The organism is Providencia sp. PROV156 (assembly GCF_028480905.1).
GTDB lineage: Bacteria > Pseudomonadota > Gammaproteobacteria > Enterobacterales > Enterobacteriaceae > Providencia > Providencia hangzhouensis.
In genome coordinates, this window is the sequence record NZ_JAMPPE010000011.1 from 85,243 (window position 1) to 106,332 (window position 21,090).

Sequence of the window (21,090 nt, forward strand, 5' to 3'; positions counted from 1 at the left end):
TCGCCAACTTTATAGGGCATGTCATCAACTCCGGGCTAATTTATTAGTTAGTTTTTACTTAGATTACTTATTCAACAATTCTGTACGGATAATCTCAGCCCCTGCACTTAATGCATTAAGTTTACCCGTTGCGACCCGTCGAGATAATGGTGCCATACCACAGTTTGTTGATGGATAAAGTTTATCAGCATCCACAAATTGCAGCGCTTTACGTAACGTATTGGCGACTTCTTCTGGTGTTTCGATGATATTGCTAGCCACATCAATCGCCCCCACCATCACTTTTTTACCGCGAATAAGCTCAATTAAATCCATAGGAACATGGGAGTTATGACATTCTAAGGAGATAATATCAATATTTGAAGTTTGCAATTTTGGGAAAGCCTCTTCATATTGCCGCCACTCAGAACCTAGTGTCTTTTTCCAGTCAGTATTAGCTTTGATGCCGTATCCATAACAGATGTGAACTGCTGTTTCGCATTTCAGCCCTTCAATGGCTCTTTCTAACGCAGCCACCCCCCAATCGTTTACTTCATCAAAAAACACATTAAAAGCTGGCTCATCAAACTGAATAATATCAACGCCCGCGGCTTCAAGCTCTTTTGCTTCTTGATTCAATATTTTAGCGAACTCCCATGCCAGTTTTTCACGACTTTTATAATGGTTATCATACAGTGTATCAATCATCGTCATCGGCCCAGGAAGCGCCCATTTAATCGGCTGTTTTGTTAGCTTACGTAAAAATTTAGCATCTTCCACAAAAACAGGTTTTTGGCGTTCAACCGCTCCAACTACCGTCGGCACGCTCGCATCATAACGATCACGAATTTTAACCACTTCACGCTTTGCAAAATCAACACCACTGAGGTGTTCAATAAATGTCGTCACAAAATGCTGGCGTGTTTGCTCGCCATCGCTAACAATATCAATCCCAGCACGTAGTTGATCTTCAAGGGATAAGCGCAATGCGTCTTGTTTTCCCTCGATGAGTTCTTCATTTTGCAACTTCCAAGGAGACCAAAGCGTCTCAGGTTCAGCAAGCCAAGAAGGTTTTGGTAAGCTGCCCGCGGTAGATGTTGGTAATAATGTTTTCATAATAATTGACCTTAAATTTTTATAATTAATCAAAGCGCGTAGTTAGCAGACCATTGCTCTAGAATATGCTTATAGGGTTCAATAAAGTGTTCTTCCGTATATTTTCCTTGCTCAATAGCCAATCGGCTACGTTCTTCGCGGTCATAAACAATTTTTGTTAATGAATAATCTTGGTTCGTCAAACTCGGTTGATAGCATGGTCCCGCAACGGAGTTCGCATTGTAAATCTCTGGGCGATAAATCTTCTGGAATGTTTCCATCGTGCTAATCGTACTAATTAATTCAATATTGCTGTAATCGCTCAGCAGATCTCCCGTAAAATAAAATGCCAGCGGTGCAACACTATTTTGAGGCATGAAATAACGAACCTGTAATCCCATCTTTTTAAAATATTGATCTGTTAATGAAGCCCCATTTTGCTGATATTCAATCCCCAATATAGGATGTTGATTCCCAGTTCTATGGTAGATATCTTTATTTGAGACACTTAGACATATCACTGGCGCCTTACTAAAATGCGCTTTATATTCACTAGAATTTACAAAATATTTAAAGATATTCCCATGCAAGTCACCAAAGTTTTCTGGAATACTAAAGCTTGCTTGGTCCTTATTGTGGTCTAACAATAAAACACTAAAATCATAATCACGCACATAAGATGAAAAGTTATTTCCGACAATACCCTCAGTTCGTTCACCTGTTTTATGATCAATAATATTAGTTTTTAATATTTCAATCACAGGGAACCTATTACTATTTTCCTCAACACTCATCTCGACAGAAATAATTTCCAACTCGATTGAATAACGGTCGCTTTTAGGGTTATCCCAATAGGCTAATGTATTGAAACGGTTGTTCATCATGACAAGCGTGTTACGCAAATTTTCTTGGCGATTTTCCCCTCTGGCTAAATTAGCAAAGTTAGTTGTAATACGTGTATTTTCAGAAGGATTATAATTTTCATCAAAAAGACTACTTTTAATCGTAAATGTAAAATTTTTGTTCATTGTCTCGTCACACCCTAAATTCCAAGATGGAAACTCAATTGACTTCTTGATTTTTTAGAAGTTTTAGTTGCCCATTCATCAATCTTTATGTTGTAGATAAGTTAATTTTCCTCGTTAGCTAATTTATGCCAGAGCTGTTGATTGAGTGAAAGCGACTTAATTTCATTTCGAACATGAACGATTTTCATGATCATCTATTTCACTTATTTTAATTATGTGACGAAGAACTAAGAAATATTATTTTTCATTATAATTCATGATGTTAAGTGTATTATATGGACAATTTCCTAGAGGGGATGAATATTCGACTCGAAGACTTAAACATTGGTTAGTGAAATAAATTTATTTAGTGCATTTAGAAAACACTTAGGTCATACAGTCTAAGTTACTAACTAAAATTAACTACAATAATAAAAGGTGGCACAGTATTATGCACAAAAAAAAGGCACTCGCCCCGAGTGCCTTTTGACTACAACTCACTGAATATAAAGTAAATTACACCTATTCAGCGGTTCTGGTACTTGTGCGGATTAGGTAATCAAAGGCGCTAAGTGCGGCTTTTGCCCCTTCTCCAGCTGAAATAATAATTTGCTTATAAGGGACTGTAGTACAGTCACCGGCAGCAAAAATACCTTTAATACTGGTTTCGTTACGTGCATCGATCTCGATTTCGCCCATACGGTTTCTAGCAACTGTGTCGCCTAGCCAATTAGTATTAGGCAATAAACCTATTTGCACGAATGCTCCCGCCACTTCTAATAAATGTACGCTATCATCAGTACGGTCTTTATATTCGAGACCCGTCATTTTACTGCCATCACCTTTTACTTCTAAGGTTTGTGCATTGACGATAATATCGACATTTTTCAGGCTACGTGCTTTTTGCTGTAATACAGAATCTGCTTTCAGTTCCGGAGCAAACTCCAGTACGGTCACATGCTCAACGACACCGGCTAAGTCAATAGCCGCTTCAATACCTGAGTTACCGCCACCAATAACGGCAACACGTTTACCTTTAAATAACGGACCATCACAGTGTGGGCAGAATGTTACACCCTTAGTACGGTATTCTTGTTCCCCCGGAACACCCATATTTCTCCAGCGAGCACCTGTTGAAATAATAATACTGCGTGATTTTAAGATCCCACCCGATGCAGTTTCGATTTGGTGTAATCCACCTTCTTCTGCCGCTGGGATCAGTTTTGCAACTGATTGGCCATCAATGACATCAACATCATAGCTGTCCACGTGGTTCTTCAATGCGCCTGCAAAAATAGCCCCTTCCGTTTTGATAACTGAAATATAGTTTTCAATATCAACCGTATCCATAACTTGGCCACCAAAACGCTCGCCAATTACGCCAGTACGGATCCCTTTACGTGCGGTATAGATTGCCGCTGAAGCCCCTGCTGGGCCACTACCAATAACAAGAACTTCAAAAGGCTCACGCTCTGTGAGTGATTTCGCTGCACGCGCATCTGCGTTGGTATCAACTTTGCTAACAATTTCACTTAACGTCATACGCCCTTGGCCAAACTCTTTTCCATTCAGGAAAACCGCAGGAACGCCCATCACATTACGTTCATCAATCTCATTTTGGAAAAGTGCACCATCAATAGCCGTATGGCTAATATTTGGATTTAAAACTGCCATTAAGTTCAACGCCTGAACAACATCTGGGCAGTTATGGCAAGATAAAGAGTAATAAGTCTCAAAGTGGAATTCGCCTTCAAGGCCTTTAACCTGCTCTAATAACTCTTGCGCTTCTTTAGATGGATGACCACCGATTTGCAATAATGCCAGCACAAGAGAGGTAAATTCATGCCCCAAAGGTGAGCCTGCAAAACGCAAACCACTATCTGTACCTGGGTTAGTAATTAAAAAAGACGGTGTTCTTAGTGCGCTATTGCGCTCTTCACGTACAGTGACTTTATCTGACAGAGATGCAATTTGTTCTAACAGCTGCTTGATTTCATTTGATTTTTCGCTGTCATCTATATTAGCAACTAATTCAACGGGTTTAGTTAAACGTTCTAAGTAGGCTTTCAACTGTGCCTGTAAATTATTGTCGAGCATGTAATCCCCTTTAATTTTTATCATAAAATCGGGTACATATACCCGTCGTGATCCAAGTTGCAGGCCTAAACACCTGCAACCTGAATTATTCAGTATTAATCAATTGAGTTAGATTAATTAGATTTTGCCGACTAAGTCCAAAGATGGAGACAGTGTTGCATCACCTTCTTTCCATTTAGCTGGGCAAACTTCACCTGGGTGGCTTGCAACATATTGTGCTGCTTTAACTTTACGTAACAGGTCAGCTGCATCACGACCGATACCTTCAGCAGTAATTTCGATTGCCTGAATGATACCTTGTGGGTCAACAACGAAAGTGCCGCGGTCTGCTAAGCCTTCGTTTTCACGCATATTTTCAAAGTTACGTGTTAATGCGCCAGTTGGGTCACCGATCATGGCATATTTGATTTTACCGATAGTTTCTGAACTTGCATGCCATGCTTTATGGGTAAAATGTGTGTCAGTAGAAACAGAGAAAATTTCAACACCTAATTTTTGGAATTCTTCATAATGGTCAGCAATGTCACCCAGTTCAGTTGGGCAAACAAAGGTAAAGTCAGCTGGATAGAAGAAGAAAACGCTCCATTTACCTGCAACATCTTTTTCAGAAACTTCGATAAATTGGCCATCTTTAAATGCTTGGTTAGTAAATGGTTTGATTTGAGTATTAATTAATGACATATGATGTTCTCCTGTTTGGTTGCCTATTAAGTTACTGTTTTACAGCAGCTTAATCCAATCATTACCCACTATTGATTTGATAGGTACAACCTAATCATGCACCAATAATTAATAGGTGAAGCATTAGAACGCTTACTGAAAAATTCAGCAAGCGTTTTATGCATTAATGGATATTTTATGTACAGTAGGTTATGCCATGGTGGCAATCGTTTTGCGAAAACGAATGAGTGCGAGAGAAAAGAATACAGCACCAATAACAACAAGAACCGCAAATTGAGGCCAAACAATTTGGAAGCCAGCTCCGCGATATAAAATCGCTTGAGCAAGGCTAACAAAGTGCGTTGTCGGCATGGTTAACATAATGTCTTGAACAAGCTGAGGCATACTTTCTCGTGCTGTCATTCCGCCAGAAAGCATATTTAATGGCAATAACACTAAGATCATCAACAAACCAAACTGAGGCATGGAGCGTGCAATCGTCCCCATAAAAATACCAATCGACGTTGTCGCAAATAAACTCAAAGCCACCCCACACATAAACAATAAGATAGAGCCTTCGATTGGTACTTGTAGCAATGTTTTTACGACCAAAATTAAGGAAACACCAGATGCAATCAATACCACCAGCCCCATTGACCATATTTTCGACATCATAATTTCAAATGGCGTTAGTGGCATGACCATCAAATGTTCGACTGTACCGTGTTCCCGTTCGCGGATTAGTGCAGCGCCCGTTAAAACAATCGATAACATCGTAATATTATTAATGATTGCCATAACAGAACCAAACCATGACTGTGTCAAGTTAGGGTTAAAGCGCATCCTCACTTCCAAATCAACAGGTAAACTTGCATTACTACGGTATTTTGCTAAAAATTCATTCACTTCCCCTAAGGTAATATTTTGAATATAACTATTTCCTAAGAAGGCTTGGCTCATCCTTGTTGCATCAATATTTACCTGAATTTCAGGATGCCGTCCTGCAAGCACATCACGTTGAAAATTAGGCGGAATATCTAGCGCAAAAGTATATGAACCACGATTTAACAAACCATCAATTTGATCTGGCGTGATATCCGCGGGTGGTAAGAAATAAGGCGCATAAAAGCTATTGATTATCCGATTTGATAACTGTGACTTATCTTGGTCAGCAATCGCAATGGGCGCATTATGTAAAGAGCCAGGAGTTACCGTTGCGGACGAATAGATCGATACCGTAAAAGCAAAGACAATCAACGCTAGCATTGCTTTATCGCGGCCTAAACTGCGTAACTCTTTGACTCCTAGGTTAAAAATATTCTGAATTTTACGTATCATCGCTATGCCTCCTGCTTTTTCAGGAATAAAACACTGAGCCCAATAACCAATGGAACAGTGATCAGTAATGGGATAAACGATGACTGTAAATCGAATAAATTTAGTCCCTTAGAGAAGGTTCCTCGCGTGATAGTTAAAAAGTGTGATGTTGGATAAACCATCCCAACCCAGCGGCCAATACCTTCCAATGATGAAACTGGGTCAATCATTCCTGAAAATTGTGTTGCTGGTATCAGAGTGATGATAGAAGTACCAAAAATTGCTGCAATTTGGCTTTTCATAAAGCATGAAATTAATAACCCCATTCCTGTTGCAATACTGATATACAAAAATGCGGCCAAGGTTAACGTCAGAAAACTACCTTTAAATTCAACACCAAATATATAGACGGACAGTATGCAAAGTAATACAAAGTTAAACATGCCTAATAAAATATAAGGGAGCTGCTTTCCAAGTAAAAACTCTAATTTGGTGATCGGGGTGACATAAAGATTGATAATCGAACCAAGCTCTTTTTCCCGAACAACACTCAACGCGCTAAGCATTGCGGGGATCATCATTAATAATAATGGAATAACTGCGGGAACAATCGCCGGTAAACTACGAACATCTGGGTTATAACGATATCGGGTTTCAATGTCGATAGCTGGCATACCAGCAACGCCAACGGGTTGGCGAGCAGCCATCGTACTTAGCCATGCTAAGTGCATCGCTTGCACATAACCACGCACAGTTTCAGCGCGGTTTGGCATCGCACCATCAATCCACACGCCAATTTTAACGTTATTGCCGCGTGCAACGTCCCTTGCGAAGTTAGGCGGAATTTCAATCGCAACGGTAATCTTACCGCTACGCATACCAGCCTCTAAATCATCATAATCCTTGATTGGTGGTTGTTCGATAAAGTAACGTGAACCTGCTAAGTTCAGTGTATATCCCTGACTTAACCCTGTTTGGTCGCGATCTAGTACGGAAAAACGTAAATTTTCGACATCCATACTAATACCGTAACCCATAATAAACATAAGAATTACAGTCCCTAATAACGCGAGTGTTGAACGCACTGGGTCACGACGTAATTCCATCCCTTCTCGAATGGAATAACTGAATAACCGGCGTAAACTAAAACGTTTTTTTAACGCTTCGGTCGCTTGTTCTTTCAGTTCAGGGTCAACATGGAACTCAGGGGCAGTTTCTTGCCCTTGTCCTGCATCCCCCACAGCATCCTGTAAATAAGCAATAAAGGTTTCTTCAAGCGTGCCAAGGCCTCTTTTTTTGGTCAGGTTAGCAGGGGTATCACAATCTAAGACTTTACCTGCATGCATGAGTGAAATACGGTCACAGCGCTCTGCTTCATTCATAAAGTGCGTAGAAATAAAAATTGTGACACCGTCACGTCTTGATAGATCGACCATCAAATTCCAGAACATATCTCTGGCAACGGGGTCTACTCCCGAAGTTGGCTCATCGAGGATTAACATTTCAGGTTCATGAATAACTGCGACAGCTAAAGATAACCTTTGCCGGATCCCCAAAGGTAAATCGTCAGGCATTACGTCTCGCACATCATCAAGTTCAAAACGCTGGCACATTTCGTCCACTCGCTGGGGAATTTTGTCCTCAGCTATATGAAAAAGCTTGGCGTGAAGTACGAGATTTTGCTCAACACTCAATTCACTATATAGTGAAAATGCTTGCGACATGTAGCCGACACGCTTGCGTGTTTCGATATCTTTCGGATCTATTTCTTGACCAAATAGCCATGCTTGCCCTTCACTGGCTTGTAATAAGCCCGTCAACATTTTCATAGTGGTTGATTTACCACAGCCATTAGACCCTAAGAAACCAAAAATCTCCCCTTTTGGGATCTTAAAATTCACATGGTCAACAGCGACGAAGTTACCAAAACGCATAGTTAGGTCTTGGGCTTCAATAGCAATAATATTGTCTTCTGTGGTATCACGTGGAGGGATCACGACTTTTTTGTGGCCACTGCGTTTTTCTTCAGGTAGTAATTCAATAAACGCAGCTTCAAGATCATCACATTGAGTTTGGGCTTTTAATTCAGATGCATGACCTGTAGCGAGCACCTTGCCATCATCCATTGCCACTAACCAATCAAAGCGTTCGGCCTCTTCCATATAAGCCGTTGCGACCAAAACGCTCATATTGGTTTGTCGCAAACGAATGCGGTCAATTAAATCCCAAAATTGCGCACGAGATAACGGGTCAACCCCTGTAGTAGGTTCATCCAAAATTAATAAATCGGGATCATGAATTAGCGCACAGCATAACCCAAGCTTTTGTTTCATCCCTCCTGATAACTTGCCTGCTGGACGGTCTTTAAATGGCGCAAGCCCTGTACTTTCAAGCAAATCCTGAATCCGATATTCACGCTCAGCTTTTGATTGGCCAAATAAGCGGCCAAAAAAGTCGACGTTTTCATAAACAGATAACGTATGGTAGAGGTTCTTCCCTAAACCTTGCGGCATGTAGGCGATGCGAGGGCAAACAGCTCTACGATGCTCAATATCACTCATATCACCGTCAAGTACCGTTATTTGGCCTTGTTGAATCACTCTTGCCCCTGCAATCAGGGAGATCAGGCTTGATTTTCCTACACCATCAGGGCCAATCAACCCAACCATTTTTCTTGCTGGGATGGAAAGTACTATGTCATCCAACGCACAATTGTCACCATAATGTTGGCTGACATGTTGTATATCGATAATCACATCATCCATCAGTTTATTGGTCATTGTGGTAATCTCACCTCTAATTCAGCAGGCCAAGATTCATTAGGGTCTAAACGCACATAAGCTTTTCCGGGCAGCCCTGTTTTCACATATTCTAGATGTTGCTCTAATAATTCAGGCGAAATTCGTGCACGCACTCTGAACATTAATTTTAGGCGTTCATTTTGTGTTTCTACGGTTTTCGGTGTGAATTGAGCAACACTCGCCACGAAAGTGGTTTTGGCTGGGATCACGATATTTGGTGCAGCGTCAAGTATGATGTGAACATCACTGCCTAAGGCAACTTTTCCTGCATCTTCAGTCGGTAAGAAAAATGTCATATACACATCACTTAAATCGACCATGTTCAAGACTCGTCCGCCAGCGCCAAGTACCTCTCCAGGCTCAGCGACACGATATTGAATACGCCCGTTTCTTGGCGCTTTTAGAATACTGTCATCTAAGTCCGCAATAATACGGCGTTCCGTTGCTGTCGCTGCATCAACACGGTTTTTCGCTTGGACTATACCAGCGCTTGCAGAATCAATGGCTGATGTCGCGGCGGCAACTTGAGCTTTTGACGCTTCCAGTGCTGCACGAGAGCCTTGCATCTGTGCTGTATCATCATCGACTTGTTGCTGAGATACGGCGTTGGTTCTCACCAAAGCTCTAGAACGATTTAACCGTTTTTGCGCTGCGTCTAACTCCGCTTCACGTTGACGAACAACAGCCTGGGCTGCAACTTTTTCGCTTTTACGTTGCGCTAAAGCAGACTCGGCAGTGGTCACTGCACTGATGGCTTGGCGTAATTGTGCCTGTACTTCATGGAGTTGCTCTTGGAGTGCTCGCGTATCCATGCGAGCAAGTTCTTGCCCTTCTTTAACAAAATCCCCTTCTTTTACATTAATCGTTTCAATACGTCCTGCCGTCTTAGTGGCAATATCAATTTCTGTTGCTTCTATACGGCCGTTACTTTGAGCGAATCCAGCGGGTAGACCACCTGAATTAACATTCCAGTAATAGAAACCACCCGCAACAATAATTAATATTAAAATGATGTAAAAAGATACTTTTTGTTTATTTATTTTCATACCATCCCTTTCCATTAAATGAGAAAACAAGGAACAACAATTATTTTGATTATTAACCTGGTGATTATTAATAAAATGACATAACTGTCTCTATACGAAATAAATACCCTTAAAACTAAAAATATTATTTTTATTTAAAACTTGGCCAAGTAAGTGTTAGCACTACCATTAAATTGGCTATCTATTTAATTTAATGGCATTTTATCAACATTTGGTTTAAGTTTAGTTGCCTTATGTCACAAAAAAACAGAATAAACTCACAAAAATCAGGATAAGGCATTAATTGTACATATTTAATTCAAAATAAAAAAATAAAGCCAGTAACTTAATTTACTGGCTTTATTCAACGATGTTTGAATATGAATAAATATTAGCTTGCGAATGCAGCAATCACTTTTTCATCCATTCGGTAACGAACCCATTCATCTTGCGGTTCTGCGCCAATACTTTTATAAAAATCAATTGCTGGCTGGTTCCAATCTAAAACACTCCATTCCAGCCGTTGGCACTTTCGTTCTACGGCTAACACTGCAATATGCTTGAGTAACTTCTTTCCTGCACCCGCGCCACGAAAATCTGGGGAGACATACAAATCTTCTAAATAAATACCATTATTCCCTAACCATGTTGAATAACTCGTAAAAAATACGGCATACCCTGCTGGCTGGCCATCCACATAACAGATTAAGGCTTCTGTGCTTGAATTCGCTCCAAATAAGGAATTTTCAATATCAGCTACCGTGGCTTTAACTTCGTGACGTGCTTTTTCATAATCTGCCAATTCAATGATCATATCTAATATCAAAGCAGCGTCATCACATGTTGCGGGTTTTATTTCTACGTTCATTTGGGGCTCTCTTGTTTTTTGAATCATGATTTTAAACGCTACATAGCAAGAACCCAATTCACAGCAATATTATTCATTTCTTCGCGCATGATATAAGTAACATTTATACCTGTATATGCTTTTTCCCATAATAATCAGAGAGCGCATTTTCGGACCTTGTTGGTTAAATAACATATTAGCTATAATTCTCTCATCAATTAACTAAATGAATATTAAGGAGGCTAATTTATGTTGTTGTGTGATCTTATTGAATATTCACACTTCTTTGGTAATCGCCAGAGCTCAGGCTTTCACAGTTTTATACTGCGATAACCCTGCCTGAGCGAAGCCACTAAAGAAAATCTTCCCTCAGCTTACTGGGTTGTCGTTGCGACTATACCCTGGCGTTTTTTCGCCTAAAATTTGAGTAAGCTATGAGCACTTTATTAACTGTAAAATCATTAAATTACGATACTTCAACCTCTACCTTATTAAGCGATATTTCTTTTACCATCCAACAAGGTGACCGCATTGGTTTAATTGGCCATAACGGGAGTGGAAAAAGTACATTATTGAAGCTAATAACCCAACAACTGTTTCCTAATAGTGGCAGTATTACCTATGCAAATCATTGTGTTACTGCTTATATTGAACAACATTTACCCGATGAAATCGCTTGTTTGACTCTGATTGATGCACTTGTTCAAAAACTCCCTGAACAAGATAAAGTCACTGAGCGCTGGCGGGCTGAAGTTTTATTATCAGAATTAGGTTTTACACCTGAACAATGGGAACAAAAAGCGAATGCCATCAGTGGAGGACAACATACACGTTTGCTGCTGGGGCGTGCTTTAATTGAACAACCCGATTTACTGTTACTCGATGAACCTAGTAATCATTTAGATTTGCCCACACTTATTTGGTTAGGTAATTTCTTACAGTCATGGAAAGGGAGTTTTGTGCTAGTTTCCCATGACCAATCGTTATTAGATAAAGTCAGTAACTGTACTTGGATTTTACGAGATAAATCATTACATTTTTATCGGTTACCTTGCAGTGCAGCACGGCAAGCATTAAGTGAAAAAGACATCACTGACGCACGCCGTAATCAAGCAGAGCAAAAAGAAATTGACCGTATTGCATCAAGTGCCAAGCGCTTAGCTATTTGGGGGCATGTGTATGACAATGAAGCCTTATCACGCAAAGCTAAACAGATGGAAAAACATATTGACCGTCTTAAAGATGCCCAAACTGAGCTAACTGAAGGCTATCAATGGAAGCTTGCTTTAAATGGCAAAGCTATTCCTGCAGATAGAGTTTTAGAGTTGGAAAACACCGTTGTTTCAACACCGAATGGAAATCAGTTATTTAAAACGGCATTTCATCAAGTGAAAAGTGGTGATCGTATCGCTATCATGGGAGCCAATGGCTGTGGTAAATCAACACTATTACGTCTACTTTGGCAACATCATCAACAAAATTTACGCTATAGCTCACAATTGAAGTTTCATCCAGCAATTCGTGCTGGTTATTATGACCAACAATTAGAGCAGTTAAATGATAATGATAGCCTATTAGATGCACTACGTCATTTTTCACCTTTAACCGATGAACAACGAAAAATGGCATTGATTGGAGCGGGGTTTGCCTATAATCGTCACCAACAGAAAGTGGCAACACTGAGCGGTGGTGAACGCGCTAGATTATTGTTTATTGGTTTAAGTTTAGCTCAGTATGAGTTGATTTTGTTAGACGAACCTACCAATCACCTTGATCTAGAAGGCAAGGAAGCGCTTTGTGAGCAAATTAGCTTATTTTCTGGGGCATTATTGGTTGTAAGCCATGATAAATGGCTCATTGAAAATAGCTGCCAACGCTTCTGGTTTATCGATGATAATCGGCTAGAGGAATACCTTAATGCTGATGATATTTATCATAAAATCGAGCAGCAATCCCAGCAAGTGTTAACGTCTACGCTTGGGGAAAATGGCCCTTCTAAATCAACGATTGAAATTCTCAGTAAGGAAACTACTCATGAAGATGAGTTGTTAGAAACATTGCTGATATTGGAGCAAAAGCTACTTGCGGATCAAAAACGCAAATTAAGCCACCAAAAACCGCAATTACAGCAGCAGTGGATCAACGAAATAGCCCAAATACGCGCTAAATTGGGCTTGTAACCGATACCCCTGGTTACGTTAAGTGATCAGGGGATTTTTTATGAAGTTATATATTGATATAGGTTCATAGCTAAAGTTTACAAAATAATTATATGCACCCTAAAATTTACCTTATTGATGGAATAATAGAAGACTGAGTCGCGTTATTCATCAATAAGAAAATAAATAAGGTTTATTCTTTATGTCTTTTAAGTGAATAAAAATTTTGTAAACTATCTAATTGGTTATTTTATTTTTTGTTTCTTTGCTCGCTTAAAATATGAAGTTGGCACATTAGGGCATACAACCTCTTTAAATTTAACGTCTTTATTCGCCTTCACAGACGGTTCATTTTCAGATGAAACCGGGGCGTTGCTCTGTGGTATTTTGCTTGTCTCTTTCATATATAAACGCTCTTTTGCTTGTATAATATCATTCGTTTTAGCCATTTGATTTTCCCTCTGCCACTAACACTGCATTGACTTGCTCAATACGTTCCACTGCTCGGTTAATGATCTCAACGACTCTTGTTGTCTCTTCTTTCGTCAACTGTTGTATCACGATTTGGTGTCTCAACAATGACTTAAATTTATCTACAGCGCATTCAATTTCATTAGCGAATTGATTACCTGCTTTTAATTCCTGAGCATATTTTAATTTTAGTTGAACTTCTGCCAATATTTCAGCTTTGAGTAATAAAAAACAGCGACCTTCTGGCGTTATGACATAACACTTACGCCCTTTTCCATTATCTTTACCCGCCGAAATAAACCCTAACTCCTCTAATAACGTCAAAGTTGGATATATCACACCTGGGCTTGGGCAATAAAAACCTGCCGTTTCTTCTGCAATTTTTTTTATTAACTCATAACCGTAATTAATTCCCCCTGTCAGTAAATGTAGGATATAAATCCTTAACTGTTTAGGGTTAAACATACGACTGACACTTTTACCGTTGCACAAACACGGCTCGAGTTGTTGTTCATTTGCCATTAAAATTCTCAGTGGTTATTTATATAAAAACCGATATATCTAATATGATAGTTACTTTTACAGAAAATGCCAGCTTTAGATATATCTATTTTTGTGCATAACGTGCTAATGATAATCATTCTTATATGGATTATACCGACTAAATGTCGACACAACAGTAAAAAATGTGCGGTAAATTGTCTAACTGAGTAAAGTTGGCAATAGATATGAAATTAACCTATTTTTGAAGTGATAAAGCCAGCCGTCGGTATGTTGGCTGGCTATAGAAGCGAAGTGCAATTACCCAATATTAGGTAATATGTTGAAAACAATCCCTAACTGAACACCAATGACTATAATTCCACAAATAAATACTAATGAAAGACCTAATCCACCGCCTAACACTTGATATTTCCGTTGGTTTAATGTTCTTGATTTAAATGCCATAGCACTAGGTAATAATAAAGCCAGTATTGAAAGTGCGATTGCGGCATACCCTAACGCCATCACAAACCCTTTAGGATAAAATAAAGCAAAAACTAGTGGTGGTCCAAAGGTGAGCAAACCTGTTTGTAGACGCCCTGACGCATTATCTTGACGTTTAAATAAATCCGCTAGAAAGTCAAATAACCCCAAAGCAACACCAAGGAAAGATGTCGCAAGCGCCAAACTCATAAACATTTGTGCAATTAACTCTGTTTTTCCTGATTGAGCCACATCTTTAATTGCATCTAATAATCCATTAAGCCCTGCGTTTTCCGCCAAAATACCAACAAATGTGGTTGTACCAATACTCCCTAATGTTGCGATTTGCCATAAAATATAAGCAATCAACGGGATAGCACTTCCGATAATAAAAATAACCCGCAATTTTTTGACATCTCCCCCCATGTATTTAACGATACTGGGGACGCTACCATGAAAACCAAAGGAGGTAAAAAACACCGGTATAGCAGATAAAATAAGTACTTTTTCAGTTGGGGCAGCTAATAAATTTTGTTGCTCAACATGCGGCATCATTAATGCCAATATAATGACTAAGAAAACAATTTTTGCAGCAAATAAAATACGGTTGATAAAATCTACGGATGAAGTCCCGAAACATACAACTCCCCCACCAATGACGGTAAATACAACAATTCCCATCCAATCTGCCATTTCAATAGCAAAACTACTTTTCAAATTTGATGTAATGATTTCCCCTGCTCCACTGACATAAGCTGCTGTCAATGCATACATCAGGAACATCATACTAAAACCCGTAATAAATTTGCCACTAGAGCCTAAATACCGTTGTGCAACACTACCAATCCCAGTTTCGTGAGATTCATGTTGATAAACTTCGACCAAAAGTAACGCCGTGTAGCACATCAATGCCCACAACACTAATAACATAGCGAGGCTCACTAAGAAACCATTACCCGCGGCAGCGATAGGCATGGCTAACATACCTGCGCCAATCGTAGTACCTGCAACAATAAATACACTACCAAGTGTGCGATTTTTCATATTGAGATCCTAACAATCAATTAAATATTAATTTTATAATTAGAGTGATTTAACTTATTTTCTTCATTAATGAGTTGCTGTAATTTGTCTTCAAAAATATTTTTTAACTCTGCCCAATAGGTTTCAAAATGTGCCCTATCACGCAGGCAATGTGTCATGACTGCCGCCCGTAGCACATAAATCGACCGTACTTTATGCCATTCACTATCAGAGAATTGTGCATCTCGACATAGATTCAATGGGTTATCGCCATATTCTTCATAAGTTAGCGAGGTTGATGAGGTGAGAAAATCATTAGAATAACTCCGGCCTGCCGCATAAGAGCATAATTCATATAACCGTTTATTTAATTGATTTTGTTTTTCTAAAGAGGTGTTTCCAATTTCACGAAACATAAAGTTAATCATGTGAAAATCAGGCGTTGGCATCGCTATAATTGAAAATTGACGTTCCTCAATAATAAAAGGCTCACATTGATTAATTTTATCAATCATCCAATTGGCAGTGATGACCCCAGCCGCAATCACTTTTCCATACCCTAAAACATTTAACGGAACTAAGCGATGTGCCGCCCATACCGCTGCTGCGGTTGCGCCCGCTTTTGACCCTTCCATAATAGATGAGCCCAATAATACATTTTGTGTTTTTTCTGTTTTACGCTGCTTTTCTTGAACTTCTTCAAATACATAAGCGGCATGGTAAGAAACTAAATCCACAATCCGCTTATCTTTCATACAAATTGCACCTGCCGCATAAGGAATAAACCCCACCTTATGAGGGTCAACGGTAATCGAGTCCGCTTGGCTTAATGCTTTAAAGCTTTCATAAACATCACGTTTTGGCCACACCATATTTTCAGGGAAAATCCCTTCACTATGATAGCGTTGGAGTAAATTCTCATACTCCATAAATTGGTTTTCTTCATCGCGAAACATCGCACAAGCGTATCCCGCGTAAGCAGCATCGATATGCACATAAAAAGAAACCCCAAAACGTTGCTCGCATTCACGTCGTAGCTCAATAACTTCTCTGACATTGTCTATTGCGCCAGTTTCTGTGGTGCCAACAACGGCAACTACCGCTAAAATTGGCTCCCCTTGCTCAATTAATGCAAATATCGTTTCACGCATTTTACGCACATCTGTTCGATAACTTGCATCAACGGGTAATTGCACAATATTCTGTTGGCCTAAACCAAGAATATCCATCGCTTTCATCCATGAATAGTGTTTAGACTGCGGTACCAATAACTTACCGAGTTTTCCTTGTTCTATTCCAACACCACGGCAGGTTAAATCACGAATTTCCTCAAAAATTTGTTGTTTCTTTAACTCGTCAATTAAATCTAGAACCGCGGAAACTGAGAGATTGAGTAACTCTTTTTCAGTTTTATCCTTTAGCAAGTATTGGGATTTTGGATGCTGCATAATCGCTAACGGCAACGTTTTAATATTTCTAGCTACCCATAAACCTTCGTAGTTAGCAACCGTTCCACCAGATGTAATATGTCCCCAAGCATGTTGTACGTCATAACCAAACATGGCACATAAATCTAACCCGGCTTCTATTTCTAAAACTGTTGTCGTTGGTGAAGATTCTTGTGCACAATTATTGGGGTTGTACATCATCGCCATGACATAAGCCAAATTAGAAATCATCAGTGTATCTGCATTCATATGCCCCATATAACGGGGGGAGAACCATGGAACCGATGTTGTTTTTAATTTTGAAGAGAGTTGATTAAGAATGCCTTCAGTACGATAAAGCGTATCTCGGTACTCGGGAGCATAACGGTCAACAGTAGAGATAAGATCAGGGTCTTCAGGATGATAGCTGGAACGCCAATGCATATGTTCACTAACTGAATACTCCATCATTTCTTTGAAAAAGACAGCATTTTCAGATTTAGGACCTAAAAATAATGCATCTACATTTATTTTTGAATTTTTAAAATTATTTATCATTACTACACCTTCAAACTACAATTAACGGGTGCTAATTGCACTTAAGTTACTTAACTTAATATCATTGGAAAGTGCATAACGGGCTGTGTTTATATAAAAGATATCAATATATTAATGATATACATTTAAAAATATCATTTAAGCATTAATTATTGATAAACAAACCGTTAATGGCCAACTTATTTATAGATATAATCTATTTCTATTAAATTATTAATAAACTAATGGGAATTTCATTCTGATTTGTGGACAAGCACAAAAAAACAAAATTTATTCAACTGTAAAGAGATTTTTACGCTGAAAAAGCTTGAATATGTAAAAAATTTGTTATAGATGGTGCGATTTTCACTGCTCTTAAAGAACTAAAGTTAAATAGTGAAAACCGCAGAAAGTAAATCCAATTAACTGTTTAGCAAAACAATTTTCCCAACAAGATCACCTGATTCCATATATTCATGGGCACTCCGCACCTGAGACAAGTGATATGTTTTGTTAATAATAGGTTTTATTTCACCATTTTGTAACAACCCCCAGACTTGTTTCTTTAGTTCTTGGGCAATCACTGCTTTTTCCTCAATAGTTCGAGAACGCATTGTTGATCCCGTATGAGTTAATCTTTTTACCATTAAAGGCATCATATTTAACTCTTTAGGGTTACCTTTCATCATACCAATTTGAATTATTCGTCCAAATTTAGCTGCAACTTGATAATTTTTCGCAACATAATCACCACCGATAATATCTACGACCATATCAACACCTCGAGAAGAGGTATAATTGAGTGTTGCTTCAACAAAATCATCGTTTCTGTAGTTAATAACACAATTTGCGCCTAACGATTTTGCAACTTGAACTTTGTCTTCTGAACCAACAGTAGTAATCACTGTTGCGCCAAAGGCTTTTGCTAACATAATCGCCACACTACCAATTCCCGATGTTCCACCGTGAATAAGTACCGTTTCGTCTTTTTTAAGTTTGCCTATTTGAAAAACATTTGCCCAAACAGTGAAAAAGTTTTCAGGTATCGCTGCACCCTCGATAAAAGATAAATTCCCTAACGGTAAGGCTATGTTTTTATGCACTAAACAATATTCTGCATAACCTCCCCCGGCAACCAGTCCACAAACTTTGTCTCCGAGCTGCCATTCCTCTACATCATCCGCCTTGGCAACTATAGTTCCTGCAATTTCAAGCCCCATAATCGGAGAAGCATCTGCCGGTGGAGGATAAGACCCCTTACGCTGAAAAATATCAGGGCGATTAACCCCCGCAGCTTCCACCTTAACGAGCAAATACCCTGCAGAAATTCTAGGTAACGGTATATCAATTAATCGCAGCTTTTCTGGTCCACCAGGTTCTATAATGTCTACAACTGTCATCGAGGTGGGTAAAGACTGTTGGATAAGTGCCATTATATTCTCCTTTTTGAGGTTAATTTGAAAAATTGATATTCCTAAATTTATTTTTGTGTTAAATTAATGCTAATTAGTTTAATATTTCGTGCTTAATTACGACAGTTTAGAGTAGTAACTACTATGATGATGTAAGTCATCTTTTTATCGTTTAGAGGCTAAAATTTAATCTATATCAAATTATATACTTAGTAATCTTCTTTAATTTAGCATGAATATCTAAATTCACTAATTTCTCACATGCCTTCTGATTGGCTTTTTTGTTTATTAAGTCGATTCTGTCATACATTACTACTTACTAGTTGCATTATCTTATGTTAAAATTGACTCATATCAATAATTTTAACTTGATTGAGCCTTAAATATGATCCCAGAAAAAAGAGTTGTTCGTCGCATCCAGTCTGGTGGTTGTGCTATTCATTGTCAGGATTGCAGTATTAGCCAACTTTGCATTCCTTTTACGCTGAATGAACATGAACTGGATCAACTTGATAATATCATCGAACGCAAAAAACCAATTCAAAAAGGCCAAGCTTTATTTAAAGCAGGCGATGAATTGCGTTCATTATATGCCATCCGCTCAGGTACAATAAAAAGCTATACAATAACCGAAGAAGGCGATGAGCAAATTACTGGTTTTCACTTAGCAGGAGACCTTGTTGGCTTTGATGCTATCATTCATACACAGCACCCAAGTTTTGCACAAGCACTTGAAACCTCAATGGTTTGTGAAATACCTTTTGAAACCTTAGACGACTTATCAGGCAAGATGCCTAATTTACGTCAGCAAATTATGCGTTTAATGAGCGGTGAAATTAAAGGTGATCAAGAAATGATCCTTTTATTATCTAAGAAAAATGCGGAAGAGCGTTTAGCTGCATTTATTCTTAACCTCTCTCACCGCTTTGCGGAACGTGGTTTTTCACCAAGAGAATTTAGATTAACCATGACTCGTGGAGATATCGGTAATTATCTTGGCTTAACAGTTGAAACCATTAGTCGCCTTTTAGGACGTTTCCAAAAAAGTGGCATGCTAAGTGTTAAAGGTAAGTACATCACTATCGAGGATATGGCTAAACTGACTGATATCGCTGGTAAAGTTTCAGCAATTACATGCTAATATCCCTAAACGGATCACGTTATCAGTGATCCGTTTTCATTTTTTTCTCCAGATTTCTTGCCTATTTAATCTCAATATCATAGTTTATCTATATGGAAATATCCGTGTATCGAGAGGATTTCAATATGGCAAACTATAAAAACCTGCTAGTTGCAATTGACCCAAATCAGGATGATCAACCTGCATTAAGACGTGCTGTCTACATCGTGCAGCGTAATGGTGGACGGATAAAAGCGTTTTTGCCTATCTACGACCTTTCCTATGACATGACAACCTTACTTTCTCCTGAAGAACGTAATGCCATGCGCAAAGGTGTAATAAGCCAAAAAGCAGCGTGGATCAAACAACAAGCTCATTTCTATCTTGAAGCGGGCATTGATATTGAAATTAAAGTTATTTGGCATAACAAGCCATATGAGGCCATTATTCAGGAAGTAATAAATGGTGAACATGACCTGTTACTGAAAATGGCGCATCAAACCGATAATTTTGAGTCGATTATTTTTACCCCACTAGACTGGCATTTACTCCGAAAATGCCCTGCTCCCGTTTGGATGGTAAAAGACAAAGTATGGCCTGATCACGGTTCAGTGGTTGTCGCCGTTAACTTATCAAATGAGGAATCTTATCACGATGACCTCAATATCAAATTGGTCGAAAAAACAAAAGATTTAGCAACTCGCATTATTAAGGAACAGGAAATCCATTTAGTGAGTGCATATCCTGTTGCTCCTATGAATATTGCCATAGAGTTACCTGATTTCGACCCGAGCCTATATAACAACGCACTACGCGGCCAACATTTAATTGCGATGAAAGAGTTGCGGCAAAAATTTGGGATTGATGAAAAATATACCCATGTCCGTGAAGGCTTACCTGAAAAAATTATTCCAGATATGTGTGAAGAATTGCACGCTGGGGTTGTGGTACTGGGTATTTTAGGCCGCACAGGCATTTCAGCGGCTTTTTTGGGGAATACCGCGGAGCATGTCATCGATAAGCTAAAATGTGATTTATTAGCGATTAAACCTGACGGTTTTGTTTGTCCTATCAACCCTGCTGATGATGATTAGCTAATCATCTAAAACTTATTAAGCCCCAATAATATTTATGTTATTGGGGCTTA

Annotated in this window: 16 protein-coding genes; 3 read left to right on the forward strand and 13 right to left on the reverse strand. The window is 39.0% G+C overall.

Annotated elements, in window-relative coordinates:
- Nucleotides 1-63 precede the first annotated feature (63 nt).
- The 8 genes from PSF31_RS10065 to PSF31_RS10100 all read right to left on the reverse strand — a co-directional run bounded on the left by PSF31_RS10065 (nt 64) and on the right by PSF31_RS10100 (nt 10,849).
- Entirely contained in the window at nt 64-1,095 is a 1,032-nt protein-coding gene (locus PSF31_RS10065; protein ID WP_096863716.1) for a methionine synthase, read from the reverse strand.
- 29 nt (nt 1,096-1,124) lie between these two features.
- Nucleotides 1,125-2,102, reverse strand: coding sequence for a DUF1852 domain-containing protein (locus tag PSF31_RS10070; RefSeq protein WP_096863714.1), 978 nt, complete (start codon nt 2,100-2,102; stop codon nt 1,125-1,127).
- Between the two features lie 501 nt (nt 2,103-2,603).
- Nucleotides 2,604-4,178, reverse strand: coding sequence for an alkyl hydroperoxide reductase subunit F (gene ahpF, locus PSF31_RS10075; RefSeq protein ID WP_096863713.1), 1,575 nt, complete (start codon nt 4,176-4,178; stop codon nt 2,604-2,606).
- A 117-nt stretch (nt 4,179-4,295) separates the two neighbouring features.
- Entirely contained in the window at nt 4,296-4,859 is a 564-nt protein-coding gene (ahpC, locus tag PSF31_RS10080; protein ID WP_004254784.1) for an alkyl hydroperoxide reductase subunit C, read from the reverse strand.
- A 189-nt stretch (nt 4,860-5,048) separates the two neighbouring features.
- Nucleotides 5,049-6,173, reverse strand: coding sequence for an ABC transporter permease (locus PSF31_RS10085; protein ID WP_164456325.1), 1,125 nt, complete (start codon nt 6,171-6,173; stop codon nt 5,049-5,051).
- 5 nt (nt 6,174-6,178) lie between these two features.
- The gene (gene rbbA / locus PSF31_RS10090) at nt 6,179-8,935 is read right to left on the reverse strand and encodes a ribosome-associated ATPase/putative transporter RbbA (RefSeq protein ID WP_096863711.1); all 2,757 of its coding nucleotides are present in this window, start codon (nt 8,933-8,935) and stop codon (nt 6,179-6,181) included.
- On the reverse strand, nt 8,932-10,002 hold the full coding sequence (locus PSF31_RS10095) for an HlyD family secretion protein (RefSeq protein ID WP_036957769.1): 1,071 nt from the start codon (nt 10,000-10,002) through the stop codon (nt 8,932-8,934). The genes rbbA and PSF31_RS10095 overlap by 4 nt, the downstream gene beginning before the upstream one ends.
- A gap of 370 nt (nt 10,003-10,372) precedes the next feature.
- Complete coding sequence (locus PSF31_RS10100; protein WP_036957770.1) at nt 10,373-10,849, reverse strand: GNAT family N-acetyltransferase; 477 nt, start codon at nt 10,847-10,849, stop codon at nt 10,373-10,375.
- Nucleotides 10,850-11,262: 413 nt separating this feature from the next.
- On the opposite strand from PSF31_RS10100, the gene PSF31_RS10105 reads away from it, so the two are divergent.
- Complete coding sequence (locus PSF31_RS10105; RefSeq protein ID WP_096863709.1) at nt 11,263-13,008, forward strand: ABC-F family ATP-binding cassette domain-containing protein; 1,746 nt, start codon at nt 11,263-11,265, stop codon at nt 13,006-13,008.
- A gap of 224 nt (nt 13,009-13,232) precedes the next feature.
- Here the strand turns inward: PSF31_RS10105 and PSF31_RS10110 are convergent, their stop codons facing one another.
- From PSF31_RS10110 to PSF31_RS10130, 5 genes are all read right to left on the reverse strand, one after another.
- Nucleotides 13,233-13,436 carry a DEAD/DEAH box helicase gene (locus PSF31_RS10110; protein ID WP_096863708.1) on the reverse strand — a complete coding sequence of 68 codons (204 nt, stop codon included), beginning with the start codon at nt 13,434-13,436 and terminating at the stop codon, nt 13,233-13,235.
- Nucleotides 13,429-13,980, reverse strand: coding sequence for a PadR family transcriptional regulator (locus PSF31_RS10115; protein ID WP_004254808.1), 552 nt, complete (start codon nt 13,978-13,980; stop codon nt 13,429-13,431). The genes PSF31_RS10110 and PSF31_RS10115 overlap by 8 nt, the downstream gene beginning before the upstream one ends.
- Before the next feature lie 279 nt (nt 13,981-14,259).
- A complete protein-coding gene (gene tyrP / locus PSF31_RS10120) occupies nt 14,260-15,468 on the reverse strand; it encodes a tyrosine transporter TyrP (protein WP_004254811.1) in 1,209 nt (402 codons plus the stop codon).
- A 20-nt stretch (nt 15,469-15,488) separates the two neighbouring features.
- Nucleotides 15,489-17,429 (reverse strand): pyridoxal phosphate-dependent decarboxylase family protein, encoded by a 1,941-nt coding sequence (locus PSF31_RS10125; protein WP_096863807.1) that lies wholly within the window; start codon nt 17,427-17,429, stop codon nt 15,489-15,491.
- A gap of 404 nt (nt 17,430-17,833) precedes the next feature.
- Nucleotides 17,834-18,844, reverse strand: a complete 1,011-nt coding sequence (locus PSF31_RS10130) for an NAD(P)H-quinone oxidoreductase (RefSeq protein WP_094960611.1) — start codon at nt 18,842-18,844, stop codon at nt 17,834-17,836.
- Between the two features lie 364 nt (nt 18,845-19,208).
- On the opposite strand from PSF31_RS10130, the gene PSF31_RS10135 reads away from it, so the two are divergent.
- On the forward strand, nt 19,209-19,964 hold the full coding sequence (locus PSF31_RS10135) for an FNR family transcription factor (protein WP_004254821.1): 756 nt from the start codon (nt 19,209-19,211) through the stop codon (nt 19,962-19,964).
- Between the two features lie 125 nt (nt 19,965-20,089).
- A complete protein-coding gene (gene uspE, locus PSF31_RS10140) occupies nt 20,090-21,037 on the forward strand; it encodes a universal stress protein UspE (protein ID WP_036957775.1) in 948 nt (315 codons plus the stop codon).
- Nucleotides 21,038-21,090 lie beyond the last annotated feature (53 nt).

Coding starts and splice junctions, on each gene's coding strand:
- PSF31_RS10110 (WP_096863708.1), bottom strand. CDS start 13,436: ATGGCTAAAACGAATGATATTATACAAGCAAAAGAGCGTTTATATATG.
- uspE (WP_036957775.1), top strand. CDS start 20,090: ATGGCAAACTATAAAAACCTGCTAGTTGCAATTGACCCAAATCAGGAT.
- PSF31_RS10135 (WP_004254821.1), top strand. CDS start 19,209: ATGATCCCAGAAAAAAGAGTTGTTCGTCGCATCCAGTCTGGTGGTTGT.
- ahpF (WP_096863713.1), bottom strand. CDS start 4,178: ATGCTCGACAATAATTTACAGGCACAGTTGAAAGCCTACTTAGAACGT.
- PSF31_RS10115 (WP_004254808.1), bottom strand. CDS start 13,980: ATGGCAAATGAACAACAACTCGAGCCGTGTTTGTGCAACGGTAAAAGT.
- rbbA (WP_096863711.1), bottom strand. CDS start 8,935: ATGACCAATAAACTGATGGATGATGTGATTATCGATATACAACATGTC.
- PSF31_RS10070 (WP_096863714.1), bottom strand. CDS start 2,102: ATGAACAAAAATTTTACATTTACGATTAAAAGTAGTCTTTTTGATGAA.
- ahpC (WP_004254784.1), bottom strand. CDS start 4,859: ATGTCATTAATTAATACTCAAATCAAACCATTTACTAACCAAGCATTT.
- PSF31_RS10105 (WP_096863709.1), top strand. CDS start 11,263: ATGAGCACTTTATTAACTGTAAAATCATTAAATTACGATACTTCAACC.
- PSF31_RS10065 (WP_096863716.1), bottom strand. CDS start 1,095: ATGAAAACATTATTACCAACATCTACCGCGGGCAGCTTACCAAAACCT.
- PSF31_RS10095 (WP_036957769.1), bottom strand. CDS start 10,002: ATGAAAATAAATAAACAAAAAGTATCTTTTTACATCATTTTAATATTA.
- PSF31_RS10100 (WP_036957770.1), bottom strand. CDS start 10,849: ATGAACGTAGAAATAAAACCCGCAACATGTGATGACGCTGCTTTGATA.
- tyrP (WP_004254811.1), bottom strand. CDS start 15,468: ATGAAAAATCGCACACTTGGTAGTGTATTTATTGTTGCAGGTACTACG.
- PSF31_RS10130 (WP_094960611.1), bottom strand. CDS start 18,844: ATGGCACTTATCCAACAGTCTTTACCCACCTCGATGACAGTTGTAGAC.